This window comes from Mesorhizobium sp. P2_C4, from assembly GCF_056404575.1.
Map to the genome: position 1 here is coordinate 872,168 of NZ_JBFUDT010000002.1, position 15,201 is coordinate 887,368.

Annotated in this window: 16 protein-coding genes; 9 read left to right on the forward strand and 7 right to left on the reverse strand. The window is 63.4% G+C overall.

Annotated elements, in window-relative coordinates; genetic code table 11:
* Window positions 1–120: 120 nt before the first annotated feature.
* Window positions 121–1,056: a ribose-phosphate pyrophosphokinase gene (locus AC1DX6_RS10565; RefSeq protein ID WP_477245476.1), complete on the forward strand. Its 936-nt coding sequence runs from the start codon at window positions 121–123 to the stop codon at window positions 1,054–1,056.
* Here AC1DX6_RS10565 and AC1DX6_RS10570 read toward each other — a convergent pair.
* On the reverse strand, window positions 1,053–1,937 hold the full coding sequence (locus AC1DX6_RS10570) for an AraC family transcriptional regulator (protein WP_477312917.1): 885 nt from the start codon (window positions 1,935–1,937) through the stop codon (window positions 1,053–1,055). The two genes, AC1DX6_RS10565 and AC1DX6_RS10570, sit on opposite strands and share 4 nt — an antisense overlap.
* A gap of 203 nt (window positions 1,938–2,140) precedes the next feature.
* On the opposite strand from AC1DX6_RS10570, the gene AC1DX6_RS10575 reads away from it, so the two are divergent.
* Window positions 2,141–3,385 carry an MFS transporter gene (locus tag AC1DX6_RS10575; RefSeq protein WP_477312919.1) on the forward strand — a complete coding sequence of 415 codons (1,245 nt, stop codon included), beginning with the start codon at window positions 2,141–2,143 and terminating at the stop codon, window positions 3,383–3,385.
* A 143-nt stretch (window positions 3,386–3,528) separates the two neighbouring features.
* Window positions 3,529–4,443 carry an alpha/beta fold hydrolase gene (locus AC1DX6_RS10580; protein ID WP_477312921.1) on the forward strand — a complete coding sequence of 305 codons (915 nt, stop codon included), beginning with the start codon at window positions 3,529–3,531 and terminating at the stop codon, window positions 4,441–4,443.
* A gap of 77 nt (window positions 4,444–4,520) precedes the next feature.
* Here the strand turns inward: AC1DX6_RS10580 and AC1DX6_RS10585 are convergent, their stop codons facing one another.
* Window positions 4,521–5,363, reverse strand: a complete 843-nt coding sequence (locus AC1DX6_RS10585) for an alpha/beta fold hydrolase (RefSeq protein WP_477312923.1) — start codon at window positions 5,361–5,363, stop codon at window positions 4,521–4,523.
* Window positions 5,364–5,515: 152 nt separating this feature from the next.
* Between AC1DX6_RS10585 and AC1DX6_RS10590 the strand changes: the two genes are divergently transcribed.
* Both AC1DX6_RS10590 and AC1DX6_RS10595 read left to right on the forward strand, forming a co-directional pair.
* A complete protein-coding gene (locus AC1DX6_RS10590; RefSeq protein WP_477312925.1) occupies window positions 5,516–5,947 on the forward strand; it encodes a MarR family winged helix-turn-helix transcriptional regulator in 432 nt (143 codons plus the stop codon).
* Between the two features lie 191 nt (window positions 5,948–6,138).
* A complete protein-coding gene (locus AC1DX6_RS10595; protein ID WP_477312927.1) occupies window positions 6,139–6,762 on the forward strand; it encodes a VOC family protein in 624 nt (207 codons plus the stop codon).
* 19 nt (window positions 6,763–6,781) lie between these two features.
* Here AC1DX6_RS10595 and AC1DX6_RS10600 read toward each other — a convergent pair whose 3' ends face one another.
* The 5 genes from AC1DX6_RS10600 to AC1DX6_RS10620 all read right to left on the reverse strand — a co-directional run bounded on the left by AC1DX6_RS10600 (window position 6,782) and on the right by AC1DX6_RS10620 (window position 11,151).
* Window positions 6,782–7,099, reverse strand: coding sequence for a MocE family 2Fe-2S type ferredoxin (locus tag AC1DX6_RS10600; protein ID WP_477312929.1), 318 nt, complete (start codon window positions 7,097–7,099; stop codon window positions 6,782–6,784).
* 77 nt (window positions 7,100–7,176) lie between these two features.
* Complete coding sequence (locus tag AC1DX6_RS10605; protein WP_477312931.1) at window positions 7,177–8,142, reverse strand: sugar ABC transporter substrate-binding protein; 966 nt, start codon at window positions 8,140–8,142, stop codon at window positions 7,177–7,179.
* A gap of 127 nt (window positions 8,143–8,269) precedes the next feature.
* Entirely contained in the window at window positions 8,270–9,274 is a 1,005-nt protein-coding gene (locus AC1DX6_RS10610; protein ID WP_477312933.1) for a sterol desaturase family protein, read from the reverse strand.
* A gap of 7 nt (window positions 9,275–9,281) precedes the next feature.
* Entirely contained in the window at window positions 9,282–10,073 is a 792-nt protein-coding gene (locus AC1DX6_RS10615; RefSeq protein ID WP_477312935.1) for a 3-methyl-2-oxobutanoate hydroxymethyltransferase, read from the reverse strand.
* Window positions 10,074–10,146: 73 nt separating this feature from the next.
* Window positions 10,147–11,151, reverse strand: a complete 1,005-nt coding sequence (locus AC1DX6_RS10620; RefSeq protein WP_477313687.1) for a LacI family DNA-binding transcriptional regulator — start codon at window positions 11,149–11,151, stop codon at window positions 10,147–10,149.
* Between the two features lie 362 nt (window positions 11,152–11,513).
* Between AC1DX6_RS10620 and AC1DX6_RS10625 the strand changes: the two genes are divergently transcribed.
* From AC1DX6_RS10625 to corA, 4 genes are all read left to right on the forward strand, one after another.
* Window positions 11,514–12,158: a 50S ribosomal protein L25/general stress protein Ctc gene (locus AC1DX6_RS10625; RefSeq protein WP_477312937.1), complete on the forward strand. Its 645-nt coding sequence runs from the start codon at window positions 11,514–11,516 to the stop codon at window positions 12,156–12,158.
* 22 nt (window positions 12,159–12,180) lie between these two features.
* Window positions 12,181–12,921, forward strand: a complete 741-nt coding sequence (pth, locus tag AC1DX6_RS10630) for an aminoacyl-tRNA hydrolase (RefSeq protein ID WP_477312939.1) — start codon at window positions 12,181–12,183, stop codon at window positions 12,919–12,921.
* A 96-nt stretch (window positions 12,922–13,017) separates the two neighbouring features.
* Window positions 13,018–14,121 (forward strand): redox-regulated ATPase YchF, encoded by a 1,104-nt coding sequence (ychF, locus tag AC1DX6_RS10635; RefSeq protein ID WP_477245488.1) that lies wholly within the window; start codon window positions 13,018–13,020, stop codon window positions 14,119–14,121.
* 83 nt (window positions 14,122–14,204) lie between these two features.
* Entirely contained in the window at window positions 14,205–15,179 is a 975-nt protein-coding gene (corA, locus tag AC1DX6_RS10640; RefSeq protein ID WP_477312941.1) for a magnesium/cobalt transporter CorA, read from the forward strand.
* Window positions 15,180–15,201 lie beyond the last annotated feature (22 nt).

Genomic DNA, 15,201 nt, shown 5'->3' on the forward strand with positions numbered 1-15,201 from the left:
AGATTAGCCGGCGGATTCCCGATCACGAGGCTTGCAATACCGGCGCGGCCCGCTAAAAGCCCGGTTAAGAGGCTCATGAGAGTCAGTTAGGGCCTCTCCATCCTTCACCAGGAACGGTGCATGAAGCTCTTCGCGGGCAATTCCAACAGGGTGCTGGCCGAAGCGGTCGCCCGCTACCTCAATGTACCGCTGGGCAAAGCCAGCGTCAGGCGCTTCGCCGATCAGGAAATCTTCGTCGAAATCCAGGAAAACGTGCGCGGCGAGGATGTCTTTATCCTGCAGTCCACCTCATTCCCGACCAACGATCACCTGATGGAACTGCTCATCATGATCGACGCCTTCATGCGCTCGTCGGCCAAGCGCATCACCGCAGTGATCCCCTATTTCGGCTATGCCAGGCAGGATCGCCGCGCTTCCGGCCGCACGCCGATCTCGGCCAAGCTGGTCGCCAACATGATCACGCGAGCCGGCGTCGACCGCGTGCTGACGCTCGATCTCCATGCCGGCCAGATTCAGGGCTTTTTCGACATCCCGACCGATAATCTGTTCTCCGTGCCGGTCATGGCCCGTGACGTGAAGGCCAAATACAAGCAGCTTGCCAATGTCGTCGTCGTCTCGCCCGATATTGGCGGCGTGGTGCGCGCCCGCGCGCTGGCCAAGCGCTTCGATGCGCAACTGGCCATCGTCGACAAGCGCCGCGAGCGCCCCGGCGAGTCGGAAGTCATGAACATCATCGGCGCCGTCGCCGGCAAGGATTGCCTGCTGATCGACGATATCGTCGATTCGGGCGGCACGCTGTGCAACGCCGCCGACGCGCTGCTCGCCAATGGCGCCACCAGCGTCACCGCCTACATCACCCACGGCGTGCTGTCCGGCGGCGCCTGCGCCCGTATCGCCGGCTCGAAGCTGCAGGAACTGGTGATCACCGATTCCATCCAGCCTACGCAAGCGGTGCTCGACGCCCACAACATCCGCGTCATCTCCATCGCCGACCTGATGGGCGAAGCGATCTCGCGCACCGCGACCGAAGAATCCGTCTCCAGCCTGTTCGATTAAGGCGCGGCACTCTCCGGTCGAACTGGGCCGGCTATCCGCCGCGTCCCCTCCCCGCTATCGCGGGCGCCGCGCATATAGGCACGCGGTGAGGCCCCCAGCATGCGCTTGAACATGGTGATGAAGGCCGGCACGCTGTCATAGCCGAGATCGAGCGCCACCCTGGTGATCGGTTCGCCGTCGGCCAACCTGGGCAGGGCCGCGAACAGACAGGCCTGCTGGCGCCATGTCGACAGCGACAATCCGGTTTGACGATGGAAGGCGCGGGTGAAGGAGCGGCGGCTCATGCCGACGATGTCGGCCCACTCGTCGATCGTCGCATGCGGCGAAGGTGCCGCGACGAAACGCCGGCACAGTGCGGCCAGCTTTGGATCGGACGGAAATGGCAGACCGAGCGGCCGTTCCGGCAGGTTCGGTATCTCATGCAGCAGAAGGTTCATGATCAGCCCGCCACGGCCCTCCAGCTCGGCGCCTTGCGGCAGCTTTTCCGATTCCACGATCAGGCTGTGCATCAAATCGGTGATGCCGACGACACGCAAGCTGTCCGGCAGCCCGGCAATTGCTTCCGGCATCACGTAGACCGAGCGCATCGAGACATCGCCCAGCATCTCGACGGAATGCTCGATGCCGGCCGGGATCCACATGGCGTGATCGGGGGGCACCATCCAGCGTCCATGCCGCGTCGTCACCAGCACGACGCCGACCAGCGCATGCAGCAGCTGGCTGCGGCTGTGATGGTGTTGCGGCACGTGGTAGCCGTCCGGATATTCGGTCGGCAATGCCACCGCCGGCCCGACAGCCTGCTCCAGCCACTGCCAGCGACTCTGATGCAGTCGGCCGAGCTCGGCGGCGTCGCCTCTGAAGATTTCCCTGCCATGCGGCATCGGCTATGGCCCACTTGCGAAACTATTGGACCAAACCACGAAAGAAGTCGCCTCGCAAGCGGCTTATAAGGCAACCATCCCCAAGGCGCTCCGCAGGGGCGTCCTTGAGGCGCTTCAGACGAGCGTCCTTAAGGCGGTCCGCAGGAGCGGCCGCCAAGCCTGCCCGCGGGCAAACACCCGCCAAAAAGACCTCGGAGCCTGCCTTGACCGATACGACAGCCACCAGCATTGCGCCGCCAGCCGGCGCCAGCCTCCCTTCAGCCCAGGCGACCGCCTTCACCGTCATTCTGGCGGTGAGTTTTTGCCATGGCATCAACGACATCATGCAGTCGCTGCTGCCGGCGATCTATCCGCTGCTGAAAGAGAATTACGGTCTCGATTTCTGGCAGATCGGTCTTTTGACTTTCACCTTCCAGGTAACGGCGTCGCTGCTGCAGCCGATCATCGGCATGATCACCGACAAGCGGCCAATGCCCTATTCCCTGCCCTACGGCATGGCTTCCTCGCTGATCGGCCTGGTCGTGCTGGCCTATGCCGGCCACTATGCCCTGCTTCTGGTCGGCGCCTCGCTGATCGGCATCGGCTCGGCAATCTTCCATCCGGAATCCTCGCGCATTGCCCGCTTTGCCTCGGGCGGTCGCTTTGGCCTGGCGCAATCGCTGTTCCAGGTCGGCGGCAATTTCGGCCAGTCGATGGGGCCGCTGCTCGCCGCCTTCATCGTCGTGCCCTTCGGCCAGACCAGCATTTCCTGGTTCGCAGTCGGCTCGCTGATCGGCATCATCGTTCTGTCGCGGGTCGGCGGCTGGTACAGCCGGATGCGCGCCGCGCAGGGCAACCGCAAGGCGGCAAGCTTCGTCTCGCCCTTCCCGCGCCGCAAGGTGATGGGAGCGCTGGCGGTGCTGACCTTGCTGGTGCTGACCAAGAACGCCTACATCGCCTCGCTCTCCAGCTACTACACCTTCTATTCCATCCATAAGTTCGGCGTTTCGGTGCAGATGAGCCAGGTCATGCTGTTCCTGTTCCTCGGCGCCTCGGCGCTCGGCATCCTGCTCGGCGGCCCGTTCGGCGACCGTTACGGCCAGAAGGCGATGATCTGGTTCTCGATCGTCGGCGTGCTGCCGTTCACACTCGCCCTGCCCTACGCCAACTTCGAATGGACGATGGTGCTGACGGTGCTGATCGGCTTGATCCTGTCGTCGGCCTTCTCCAACATCGTGGTCTTCGCGCAGGAGCTGGTACCGGGGCGTGTCGGCACCATCGCCGGCATCTTCTTCGGCTTTGCCTTCGGCATGGGCGGCATTGCAGCCGCCGTGCTCGGCGTCGTCGCCGACATGAAGGGCATCGATTTCGTTTTCCAGGTCTGCTCGTATCTGCCCCTGCTCGGTCTGCTGACCGTGTTCCTGCCCAACATGAAGGAAGCCAGGAAGGCGCAGGCGATAGCCAGCTAAAACCGTTCGATTTTCCGGTTCGACAAGAGGGCGCGGCATTTGCCGCGCCCTCTCTGCTTCTTTCGCCATACGCCGGGTGAAAAGCCTGTTAGGAGATAGTCATCGCTGAAGGCTTGGGGCCCACGGCGTCTCTGGAGAATGATATGCGCAAGATCGTGTTGGCCGTGTTGGGTGTGCTTCTCGTTACCGTGCCGGCCATGGCACGCATCGTTCCCTTTCCCCCGGGTTTCAAGACGCAGTCCGTCGAAACCAACGGCACCAAACTCTATGTGCGCGTCGGCGGAAAGGGTCCCGCGGTCGTGCTGCTGCACGGCTTTGCCGATACCGGAGACATGTGGGGCGCGGCGGCGGTGGCACTTGCGAAGGACCACACCGTCATCGTGCCCGACCTGCGCGGCATGGGGCTCTCTGCCCACCCGGAAGCGGGCTACACCAAGAAGAACCAGGCCGTCGACATCGCGGGCGTGTTGGATGCCCTGAAGATCGACAAGGCCGACCTGGTCACCCACGACATCGGCAACATGGTCGGCTATGCGCTTGCCGCGCAATATCCCAAGCGCATCACCAAATGGGTCATCATCGATGCGCCGCTGCCCGGCATCGGCGACTGGGAAAAGATCAAGCAAAGCCCGCTGCTTTGGCACTTCAACTTCCGCGGCCCGGATATGGAGCGGCTGGTCGCGGGTCGCGAGCGCATCTATCTCGACCGCTTCTACAACGAGCTGTCGGCCGACCCCAAGAAGATCGACGAGGCAACGCGCAGGCACTACGCCAAACTCTACGCCCGCCCGCATGCGATGCATGACGCTTTCGAGCAGTTCAAGGCCTTTGACCAGGACGCGATCGACAACCAGGCGATGCTCGCCACCGGCGGCAAACTGACCATGCCGGTGTTGGCTGTCGGCGGCGAAAAATCCGCCGGCACCACGCAGGCCGATACTTTGCGGCTTGTCGCGACCGATGTCACGGGCGGCATCGTGCCCGCCTCCGGTCACTGGATCATGGAGGAAAACCCCGACGCCACCGTCAAGCTGATCACGGGCTTTCTCGGCAAATAGGATCCCGCGGACATTTCGATGAAGCAAAGGGCACCCGCCTGACGGCCGGTGCCCTTTGTCTATCCAACTGGACGATTCTAGGCCTTGAAGAAGGCCAGCAGGTCGGCGTTGATGACATCTGCGTGGGTGGTTGCCATGCCATGCGGGAAGCCCTTGTAGACTCTGAGCTCGCCCTTCTTGAGCAGCTTGACCGCCAGCAGCGCCGAGTCGGCGATCGGCACGATCTGGTCGTCGTCGCCATGCATGACCAGCACCGGCACGTCGATGGCCTTCAGATCGTCGGTGAAGTCGGTTTCCGAGAACGCCTTGATGCAATCGTAATGCGCCTTGGTGCCGCCCATCATGCCCTGGCGCCACCAATTTTCGACGACCGCCTGCGAGACGTTGGCGCCGGGACGGTTGAAGCCGTAGAACGGACCGGCGGCAACATCGTGGAAGAACTGGGCGCGGTTGGCGGCCTGGGCGGCGCGGAAACCGTCGAAGACCTCGATCGGCAGGCCGCCAGGATTGGCCGCGGTCTTCAGCATGATCGGCGGCACGGCGCCGAGCAGCGCCGCCTTGGCGACGCGGCCGCCTGAACCATATTTCGCGACATAGCGGGCTACTTCACCGCCGCCGGTCGAATGGCCGACATGGATGGCGCCCTTGAGGTCGAGATGCGCCACAAGTTCCGCGACATCGGCGGCGTAAGTGTCCATCTCGTTGCCGGTATCGGTCTGGGTCGAGCGGCCATGGCCGCGCCGGTCATGGGCAACGACGCGGTAGCCCTTCGACAGGAAGAACAGCATCTGGGCGTCCCAGTCGTCGCTGCTCAGCGGCCAGCCATGATGGAAGACGATGGGCTGACCGGTTCCCCAATCCTTGTAGAAAATCTCGGTGCCGTCCTTGGTGGTGATCGTGCTGCTGCCGGGCTTGGTCATCTCAATCTCCATTTATTGTTTTCGCGATAATAAATGCCGCGATAACAATATGTCTAGCGCAGATCGAAACCCTTGTCTACAGAAGATATATATCGCGATATCATTTTTCGTGGTACATATCTGAAATGCTCAGTCGGCAAAAGGAATGCGCCGTGCCTCTCCCGTTGGACAATCAGCTCTGTTTCACACTCTATGCCACCAGCATGGCGATCAACCGCACCTACAAGCCGATGCTGGACGAAATGGGGATCACCTACCCGCAATATCTCGTGCTGAACGCGCTCGCCGAGGCCGACGGCATGTCGGTCGGCAGCATCGCGCACAGGCTCGCTTTGGAATCGAGCACGATCACGCCGCTGGTCAAGCGCATGGAACAGGCAGGGCTGGTCACGCGCCGGCGCAGCCAGACCGACGAGCGTCAGGTGCAGGTCGACCTGACCGCCGCCGGCCGCGCCCTGCTCGTCCAGTGCAACTGCCTCAACGAAACCCTGATCGAGCGCTCGGGCATGACGCTGACACAGCTCGACGCGCTGAACCGGCAGATCCAGACGCTGCGCGACGCGCTGAGCGGCAATCAGGAATAGCCCTGCCCCGCCCTTGCCCGCCATGGCTTGCACGCCCGCCTTCCGCTCGGCCTGCTGACGGCGTTCTTGCCGAACGTGAAGCAAGCCAGAAAGCTGGAAGCCGGCGCTGCGTGAAAGCCTGAGCGGGCGGTTTACCGCCCGCTCCTGAGCGCGGTATCAACGCCGCGGGCGGAAAACCAAGGAGGTTGATCATGAGCAGTACTCAGACAGGTGTCGATATGAAGTTCGAGGCCGCCGTCATCCCTGTTTCGGACGTCGACCGCGCCAAGCGTTTCTACGGCGGCCTGGGTTGGCGCCTGGACGCCGACTTCCCCGTCGGCGACACGTTTCGGGTCGTGCAGTTCACGCCTCCGGGCTCGCCGGCTTCCATCCACTTCGGCACCGGCCTGACGTCTGCCGCGCCCGGCTCGGCGCAGGGCCTTTATCTCATTGTGTCCGATATCGAAGCCGCCCGCGCCGAGCTTGTGGCGCGCGGAGCCAATCCCAGCGAAGTCTTCCACCGGGCGGGCCCGGGACAGCCGCCGCTCAGCGGCAGGGATCCCGAGGGGCGCAGCTACTCCTCATTCGCCTCGTTCAAGGATCCGGACGGCAATGGCTGGCTGTTGCAGGAAATCACGGCACGATTGCCCGGACGGGTGGACGCCGGCGACACGACATTCACCTCGTCGACCGAGCTTGCCGCCGCGCTGCGGCGCGCGGCGGCCGCGCATGGCGAGCACGAGAAGCGCACTGGCGGACAACGCGATGAGAACTGGCCTGACTGGTACGCCGAATACATGGTAGCCGAGCAGGCCGGCAAGCCGCTGCCGGCCTGAGCGGCGACCATCGCTTCTGTCATTGGCTGATCGCAATCAGCACGGAGCCGGATTCGACCTTGGCTGGATAGGTGCGGAGGTTGATGCAGGGTGGCAACCGCTTTGCCGCGCCGGTGCGATAGTCAAAGGCGCCGGCATGCTTGGGGCATTCGACCTCGTAATCCATGACCAGCCCTTCGGCGAGATGGACGGCTTCGTGCGTGCACAAGCCGTCGGTGCAGAACACTTCGTCGTCGGGTGAGCGGAAGACCGCATAGGTCCGGCCTTCATGGTCGAAGCGGCGGGCGCCTTCCTGTTCGATGTCGTCGAGGCCGCAGGCCCTGATCCAACTGGTCATTTCTCTCATCCGTAAAATTCGATCGCGGCGGACATCCGGACAGCCTTCATGGCCGCCCGGAGGCCCCAGTCCTGGGATCAGTTCTTGTTGAGGTACTCGCCGGCGTTGGCAGGCGTCACCAGTTCGAACGGCACGTAGACGACGCGGTCGACCTTCTCGCCCTTGGCCAGCGCAAGCGCCGCGTCGACGCCGCCGCCACCCTGCCCCTTGGCGTTCTGGAACACCGTCACCGAAAGATCGCCGGCCTTCATCGACTGCAGCCCATCCTGCGTGGCGTCGATGCCGCCGACGACGACGTTCTTCATGTCGACGCCGTTGGCCTTGAGCGCCAATATGGCGCCGATGGCGGATTCGTCATTGTTGGCGAGGACGGCGTCGGGTGCCGCGCCTGCGGTCAGCCAGTTGGTCATCAGGTTCTGCGCATTGTCGCGCGACCATTCCGACGACTGCTTGTCGGTGACCTTGATGAAGTTGCACATGTCGGTGGCAAAGACCTGTTCGACATCCTTGGTGCGCTGCAGCGCGGCCTGGTGCACCAGGCTGCCCATGACGATGTAGGCGGTGGCGCCCGCCGACTTGCCCTCGGCGCGCAGCATCTTGCAGACCTCGAAGGCTTCCAGCGTGCCGGACTCGACCTCGTTCGAACCGACATAGACCTGTTTCTCCGGCAGGTTCGCCATGTCCGACGGTTCGAGGTTGACGAAGACAAGCGGAATGCCGGCCTTGGCGGCTTCCTCGCTGATGGTCTTGGAGGCATTGGTGTCGACCAGCGTGACGATGATGGCGTCGACGCCGCTGGCGATGAAGTTTTTCACCTGGTCGAGCTGCTTGGCGACGTCGTTCTGCGCGTCCTCGACCTGGATGCCGGCGCCCTTCTCCTTGGCGCGGGCCTGCATGCCGTCCCTCAGCAGCGTCTGAAAATTGTTATCGAAGTTGACGATGCTGACGCCAATTTTTGCAGCCATCGCATTGGTCGACATAGTCGTGGTGAATGCCGTCGACATCAAGGCCGCCAGCGCGGTCGAAATGAGAAGTTTCTTCACGGTTTTCCTCCCTTGCGGATGGAGTGCCGGTTCACTCCTCCTTTGACTTCCGGCCCTTGCGGGATGGCTTGCGCGGACGGCCAGAGCCGCCTCGCGTGGCTGTCTTTTGGGCTGTCTGTTCGGGCTCCTATTGGGCGGCGTTGGCGCGCGCCTTCTTCTGCTCGTAGCGGGCCTGCATCCGGGCCTCGCCTTCCTTGCTGCCGTCGTGGAATGTGCCCAGCCAGCGATCGAAGGGGATGAGGCCGTCGCCGTAGTTCACCTCGAAATATTTGTGGTGCAGGTAGTGGATATAGGCGTGGCTATCGACGCTGGTGTCTTCGGTCAGCTCGACCTTGTCGAAGCCGACATGGCCGGGAATGGCGCCGAAGCCGGCATAGTGGAGCTGGTAGAGCGCGAGCAGCGGGTTCGACGGGATGACCAGGTGCCAGAGCGCGACGCCGAGATAGCCGAACTGCTCGACCGGATGCATCGACAGCGACGACCACGGCGACGGGTTGACCGAATTGTGGTGCACCGAATGCACCGATTTGTAGAGCGGCGGCCAGTGGATTGCCCGGTGCAGCAGGAAGAAATGCGTCTCGTGGATGATCGGCACCACCAGTGCCAGGCAGAACAGGTAGACTGGATGCTCGGCAACGGGCAGCCACGGCACGTAGCCATTGGCGTAGGCATAGAGGACCGCCACCTCGATCGCCGTCCAGATCGGCACGCCGGTGCCGAAGGTGCGTAGCATGTTGTCGATGTTCTGGTTCTCGAAGAAGAACGCCTTGCTCTTCTGCTCGGAGGGCCATTTGCCGTTGTATTTGAAGCGGTTGCCCTGGGCTCTCAAAATGTAGAGTCGAAGCTCGAAGACGCCGAAGAAGACCAGCAGCGCCGCGCAGTTGACGAGGAAAAGCCACAGGATCCAGCCGAAGGCGAGCGTCTTCATCACCTCGACGTCGGGCAGCACGAAGCGCCACCACGCTACGGCCGAGAGCGCGAAGAGCAGATTGTAAGGCAGGAAATAACTCGGCATCCATTTCAGCAGCGCCAGCGGGCGCGGCGGAAAGGTGAACAGCGGCGCTGTGCCGGCCGGTTCGCTCGGAGCCCAGTCGCCTCGCTTGTTGCGCGTGCCGTATTTCAGGTCGTCCATGGCGATCTCACAGGGATTGGGAGAGGGTGAGGAACCGGTCATAGGCGGCATCGTCCATGTAGACCTGATGCTTGCCTTCAGGGTAGGCGCCGGCTGTCACGTCGCGGCCGAAGGCGCGGAAGGCAGCGATGCGCTTTTCCTGCAGCTCCGCCTCCAGCGTGACGAAGTCGGCATAGCGCTTGGCATGGCGCGGATAGTGGCCGGTGTGGGTGCCGAGCACGTCGCTGGAGAACAGATACTGCGTGTCGCAGGCCGAACCGCAGCCCATGCCCATGGTGATCAGCGGCGTGGCGCGGGTGATGTGCTCCGCCAGCCGCACCGGCACCACCTCGACCTCGATGCAGGCGGCACCGGCATTCTCCAGATCCTTCGCCGCGCGCAGAACCTTGAAGGCTTCTTCCGCCGTGCGGCCGATGGCGCGGAAATTCGTCCAGGTGGCGCGGTTCGGCACCAGGCCGACATGGCCGGTGACCGGAATGCTCTCCGCCGCCATCGCCTCGATCAAGCGCGGCGAGTGCGAGCAATAGATGGCGTCGGCGCCACGCTTCAGCATGGCGAAACCGAGCCGCACCGCCTCGTCGGGCGAAGCGACCGCGCCATGCGGCATGCCGACGGAGAGGAAAGCGAAGGGCACCGCCTGGCGGATCGGCTCAAGATTGTGGTCGGGTTCGCAGGACAGGATGACGATGTCGCAGGCGACAGCGGCGGCCGCCTCGGCCGGCGTGTCGACATGCAGCTGCAGCCATTTCTTGCTGCCCTTGGCGCTCTGCAGGTCGCTGACTGTCAGCCGTCTCGTCACTGGTGATCCTCCCGTTTTGCGAGAGGTAACACCGCGCCCTTCGGGGCGCCGCTTGTTCCTTGATCAAATCAGATCAAAGGTTCTCGGCGGTGAAGGTGATGAAGCGGATCGGCGGGTTGTCGACTGGCAGGTCGTGCAGGTTGAGCGCGGCGAGCACCAGGTCGATGGCGCGGCGCGCCTGCGCTTCCGGCGCCTGGTCGAGCACGACATCCATCGTCCCATCGCTGAGCGCGCGCGTGCTGCGTTCGGTGAGCTCGTGGCCGACGAAGAAGATATCGCGGCCGCGCGGGTGGCGGCGCAGCACCTCGTTCAGCGCCGTGTTGGCGCCGCCGGCATTGTAGAGGCCGGCAAGGTCCGGCCAGCGTTTCAGCGCCTCATACAATTGCTCGGCGTTGCGGTCGCCATCGTCATGACCAAAGAGTGCGGCGACCGGCTCGAAGTCGTGGCCTGCCTCGATCAGATAGTCGAAGAAGCCGCGCACGCGGTCGCGGTGGACGCGGTAGATCTGGCTGTGGCAGATGGCGATCACCTTGCCCGTCCGCCGCTGCATACGCGCCATCAGCAGCCCGGCCATGCGGCCGGCGGCGTAATTGTCGATGCCTACATAGGTGCTTTTCGTGCCCGAGATTTGCGTCACGATCTGCACCGTCGGGATTCTTTCACCCTCGAGCTTGCGAAGCGTGGCGCTGACCAGCGGATGGTCGGGCACGGCGAGGATGAGGGCGGCGCGGCGCATGTCCGGATCGAGGATGCGCGCGGCGATCTCGGCCGGGTTCGCCTCGTCGAGAAACGTGCGGTGGACGGCGATTGTCCGGTCGAGCGTCGCGGCGATGCGCTCGAAGGCGCGGGAAAGCCGGGCGAAGAAGGTCGCGTCAGGCCGCACCAGGATGACCTCGATGCGGATGACCCCGCGATGCGCCTCGGGCAGCCGGCGCGGATAGTCGAGCGAGCGCGCGGCGGCGACCACCTTCTCCACGGTTTCTGGCCTAACCCCGCCCCTGCCGTTCAGCACGCGCTCTACTGTGGCCGTACCGACCCCGGCGCGGCGGGCAATTTCGGAAAAGGTGGGCTTCGGAATTTGGTCACCTCGCTGCCACGACGCCGAAGCCTAGCCAGCCGCATCCGCTTTTCCAAGGCTGATGCTCCCGTTCACGAAGATGCTGGCAATGTTGGCGGATCGACTGTAGCGGATACCTGGCGAGTGGCAGCCAAGTGCAGCCAGGCCTTTGGAATGAGCACGTCGGCTCCGTTCAAGGCAGGCATTCATCGCCGTTGCCCTCGCCTTGCGTTCACGCCCACCTTCCGCTATAGAGCCGCCACCCGCGTAGACACCCTTGGAGGCAACGCGGCGGAAGGCCGCCTCACCCGGCGGCTTTCGACGTTTACGGCCAGGCACATTGCTTGCCGCGAACGCTCCAGAACAAACCGAAAGGAAATGCCATGAGCCACGACACTTACGAGCTCAAGGCCGAAGCACGCGAACAGGTCGGTAAGGGGTCCGCCCGTGCAGTTCGCCGCAACGGTAAAGTGCCTGCAGTAATCTACGGTGACAAGCAGCCTCCCCTGGCTATCGCGCTCACCTACAAGGACATCTACTACAAGATCCATGGCGGCGGGTTTCTGACCACGATCGCCACGATCGATGTCGACGGCAAGAAGATCCAGGTCCTGCCGAAGGACTTCCAACTCGACCCGGTCAAGGATTTCCCTGTCCATGTCGACTTCCTGCGCATCGGCAAGGACACCGAAGTCAATGTTGACGTGCCGGTCCACTTCATCAATGAAGACAAGTCGCCCGGCATCAAGCGCGGCGGCGTGCTCAACATCGTGCGTCACGAAGTCGAGTTCCACTGCCCGGCCAATGCGATCCCGGAATTCATCACCGTCGATCTCACCGGCGCCGACATCGGCGATTCGATCCACATCTCGGCAGTCACCCTGCCGGCCGGCGTCAAGCCGGTGATCTCCGACCGCGACTTCACCATCGCGACCATTGCCGGCTCGTCGGCGATGAAGCCGGAGGTCGAAGAGACGGCTGAAGCGGCAGCACCTGAAGCGGCGACCCCCGCCGCCGAAGAGAAGTAATTATTCCGGCCCGGAGCTGACGATGCTTGTATTTGCAGGCCTCGGCAATCCGGGCGCGAAATACGCTGATAACCGGCACAATGTCGGCTTCATGGCGGCGGACGCAATTGCCCGCCGCCATTCCTTTTCGCCCTGGTCGAAGAAATTCCAGGGCCTGATCGCCGAGGGCACGCTTGCCGGCGAAAAAATCATCCTGATCAAGCCGCAGACCTTCATGAACCTGTCGGGACAGGCGGTCGGCGAGGCGCTGCGCTTCTACAAGCTCGACCCTTCCGCCCTCACCGTCTTCTATGACGAGATCGACCTTGCCGCCGGCAAATTGCGGGTCAAGGTCGGCGGTGGTTCGGGCGGCCACAACGGCATCCGCTCGCTCGACCAGCATGTCGGCAAGGACTATCGCCGCGTGCGCATCGGCGTCGGCCATCCCGGCGTCAAGGAAATGGTGCACGGCCATGTGCTTGGCGACTTCGCCAAGGCCGATCGCGAATGGCTGGACGTGCTGCTCGACGCTATCGCCGACGACGCCGGACTGCTGGCCAAGGGCGACGACAATTCCTTCATGAACCGGGTGACGCTGGCGTTGCGCGACAGACTGACGCCGACCGGCGACGACGATCGCCCGCCACCCAAGGCGCCGAAGGCCCCGGGCCCAAAGGCACAAAGTCATGTCCGCCAGGCGCGGCCGCAACAGCCGGCCATCAAGCTGCCAGAGACCGGCCCAATGGCTGCCATGCTGAAGAAGCTGTTCGGCGGCAAGGACTGAGTGTGGGCACGGATCATGGCTCAAGGGCTTGACGTTGATCACCCCTATCGCCCATAGCCCTGATCAAAATTAGATTTCCCGATAGGACCGGACAAAATGGGTTTCAAATGCGGCATCGTTGGCTTGCCCAACGTCGGCAAGTCGACGCTTTTCAACGCGTTGACCAGGACGGCGGCGGCGCAGGCCGCCAACTATCCGTTCTGCACCATCGAACCGAATACCGGCGAGGTGGCGGTGCCCGACCCGCGCCTGCAGAAGATTGCCTCCGTCGCCAAGTCGAAGGAGATCATTCCGACCCGCATCTCCTTCGTCGACATTGCCGGCCTGGTGCGCGGCGCCTCCAAGGGCGAAGGACTGGGCAACCAGTTCCTCGCCAACATCCGCGAGGTCGACGCCATCGTCCATGTGCTGCGCTGCTTCGAGGATGACGACATCACCCATGTCGAGGGCCGCATCGATCCTGTCGCTGATGCCGAGACCGTCGAGACCGAGCTGATGCTCGCCGATCTCGACAGCCTCGAGCGCCGCATCGTGCAGATCCGCAAGCGCGCCGGCAGCAAGGACAAGGAAGCCACCACCGTGCTGCCGATGATGGAAGCAGCGCTTGAGCTGCTGCAGGCCGGCAAGCCGACGCGCATCCTGCTCAAGGGCATCTCGGCAGAGGACCTGCGTATCCTGCAGGGGCTGAACCTGTTGACTTCGCATCCCGTGCTCTATGTCTGCAATGTCGCGGAAGCCGACGCCGCCACCGGCAATGAGCACACCAAGGCCGTGGAGAAGATGGCCACCGCGCAGGGCGCCGGCACCGTGGTGATCTCGGCCGCGATCGAGGCCGAAGTCGCACAGCTCTCGGACGAAGAAGAGATGGAGTTCCTGTCCTCGCTCGGCCTCGACGAACCTGGCTTGAACAAGGTCATTCGCGCCGGCTACGATCTGTTGCATCTCATCACCTACTTCACCGCCGGGCCGAAAGAGACGCGCGCCTGGACCATCCACAAGGGCGACAAGGCCCCGCAGGCCGCCGGCGTCATCCACACCGACTTCGAGCGCGGCTTCATCCGCGCCCAGACCATCGCCTACAACGACTATGTCACGCTGGGTGGCGAAGTGGCGGCCAAGGAAGCTGGCAAGGCACGCGACGAAGGCAAGGAATACGTCGTCCAGGACGGCGACGTGCTGCTGTTCAAGTTCAACACCTGATCTTGCGGGCAGCCCGCCCTCGTGGCGGCGCTCCAGGGTAACGCGAATTTCGGATTCGCCACACGAGCAAGGGAGAGCCGGCGATGATCAAGGCCTTCGTCGTGGACAATGATCGCCTGCGCGTTACCGACGATCTCGTGGCAAATGGCGACAGCGTCGTCTGGGCAGATCTCTTCAATCCGACCAAGGAGGAAGAGGCTGCCATCGAGAGCTGGCTTGGCGTTGCCATTCCGACGCGCGAGGAGATGGAGGAGATCGAGATCTCGAGCCGCCTCTATGTCGAGGACGGCGCCTACTTCATGACCGCCACGCTGCCCGCCCAGACCGAGGCCGACGATCCCCTGATGTCGCCGGTCACTTTCGTTCTGGCCGGCTCCAGGCTGATCACCGTGCGCTATCACGAACCCAAGGCCTTCAAGACCTTTCCGCTGCGCGCCGAAAAGGTGGCGACCGGCTGCACCAGCGGCGACACCATCCTGATCGGCCTGCTGGAAGCGATCGTCGACCGCCTCGCGGACATTCTGGAACGCGCCGGGCGCGACGTCGAGGCGATCTCGCGCGACATCTTCGAGGCGCGGTCGACCAAGGTTTCCAAGCGCAACCGCGATTTCCAGGAGCTGCTAAAGGCGATCGGCCGCAAGGAAGACCTTGCATCTTCGATCCGCGACAGCCTGATCTCGCTGCAGCGCCTAGCCGGCTTCCTCGCCCATGCCTCGACCCAGATCAAGATGAGCAAGGACATCCGCGCCCGCATCAAGACCTTGTCGCGCGACGTGCTGTCGCTCGCCGACCACGCCACCTTCCTGTCGCAGAAGATCTCGTTCCTGCTCGATGCGACGCTGGGCATGATCTCGATCGAGCAGAACGCCATCATCAAGATCTTCTCGGTCGCCGCCGTCATCTTCCTGCCGCCGACGCTGGTCGCCTCGATCTACGGCATGAATTTCGACATCATCCCCGAGCTCAAATGGCAGCTCGGCTATCCCTTCGCGATCGGCCTGATGATCCTGTCGGCGATCCTGCCCTTCTGGTATTTCCGCCGCCGCGGTTGGCTCTGAGCAAGGCTTGGATCACCAGAAA

Coding starts and splice junctions, on each gene's coding strand:
- AC1DX6_RS10600 (WP_477312929.1), bottom strand. CDS start 7,099: ATGACCAGTTGGATCAGGGCCTGCGGCCTCGACGACATCGAACAGGAA.
- pth (WP_477312939.1), top strand. CDS start 12,181: ATGCTTGTATTTGCAGGCCTCGGCAATCCGGGCGCGAAATACGCTGAT.
- ychF (WP_477245488.1), top strand. CDS start 13,018: ATGGGTTTCAAATGCGGCATCGTTGGCTTGCCCAACGTCGGCAAGTCG.
- AC1DX6_RS10570 (WP_477312917.1), bottom strand. CDS start 1,937: ATGCCGCATGGCAGGGAAATCTTCAGAGGCGACGCCGCCGAGCTCGGC.
- AC1DX6_RS10595 (WP_477312927.1), top strand. CDS start 6,139: ATGAGCAGTACTCAGACAGGTGTCGATATGAAGTTCGAGGCCGCCGTC.
- AC1DX6_RS10610 (WP_477312933.1), bottom strand. CDS start 9,274: ATGGACGACCTGAAATACGGCACGCGCAACAAGCGAGGCGACTGGGCT.
- AC1DX6_RS10585 (WP_477312923.1), bottom strand. CDS start 5,363: ATGACCAAGCCCGGCAGCAGCACGATCACCACCAAGGACGGCACCGAG.
- AC1DX6_RS10565 (WP_477245476.1), top strand. CDS start 121: ATGAAGCTCTTCGCGGGCAATTCCAACAGGGTGCTGGCCGAAGCGGTC.
- AC1DX6_RS10625 (WP_477312937.1), top strand. CDS start 11,514: ATGAGCCACGACACTTACGAGCTCAAGGCCGAAGCACGCGAACAGGTC.
- corA (WP_477312941.1), top strand. CDS start 14,205: ATGATCAAGGCCTTCGTCGTGGACAATGATCGCCTGCGCGTTACCGAC.
- AC1DX6_RS10580 (WP_477312921.1), top strand. CDS start 3,529: ATGCGCAAGATCGTGTTGGCCGTGTTGGGTGTGCTTCTCGTTACCGTG.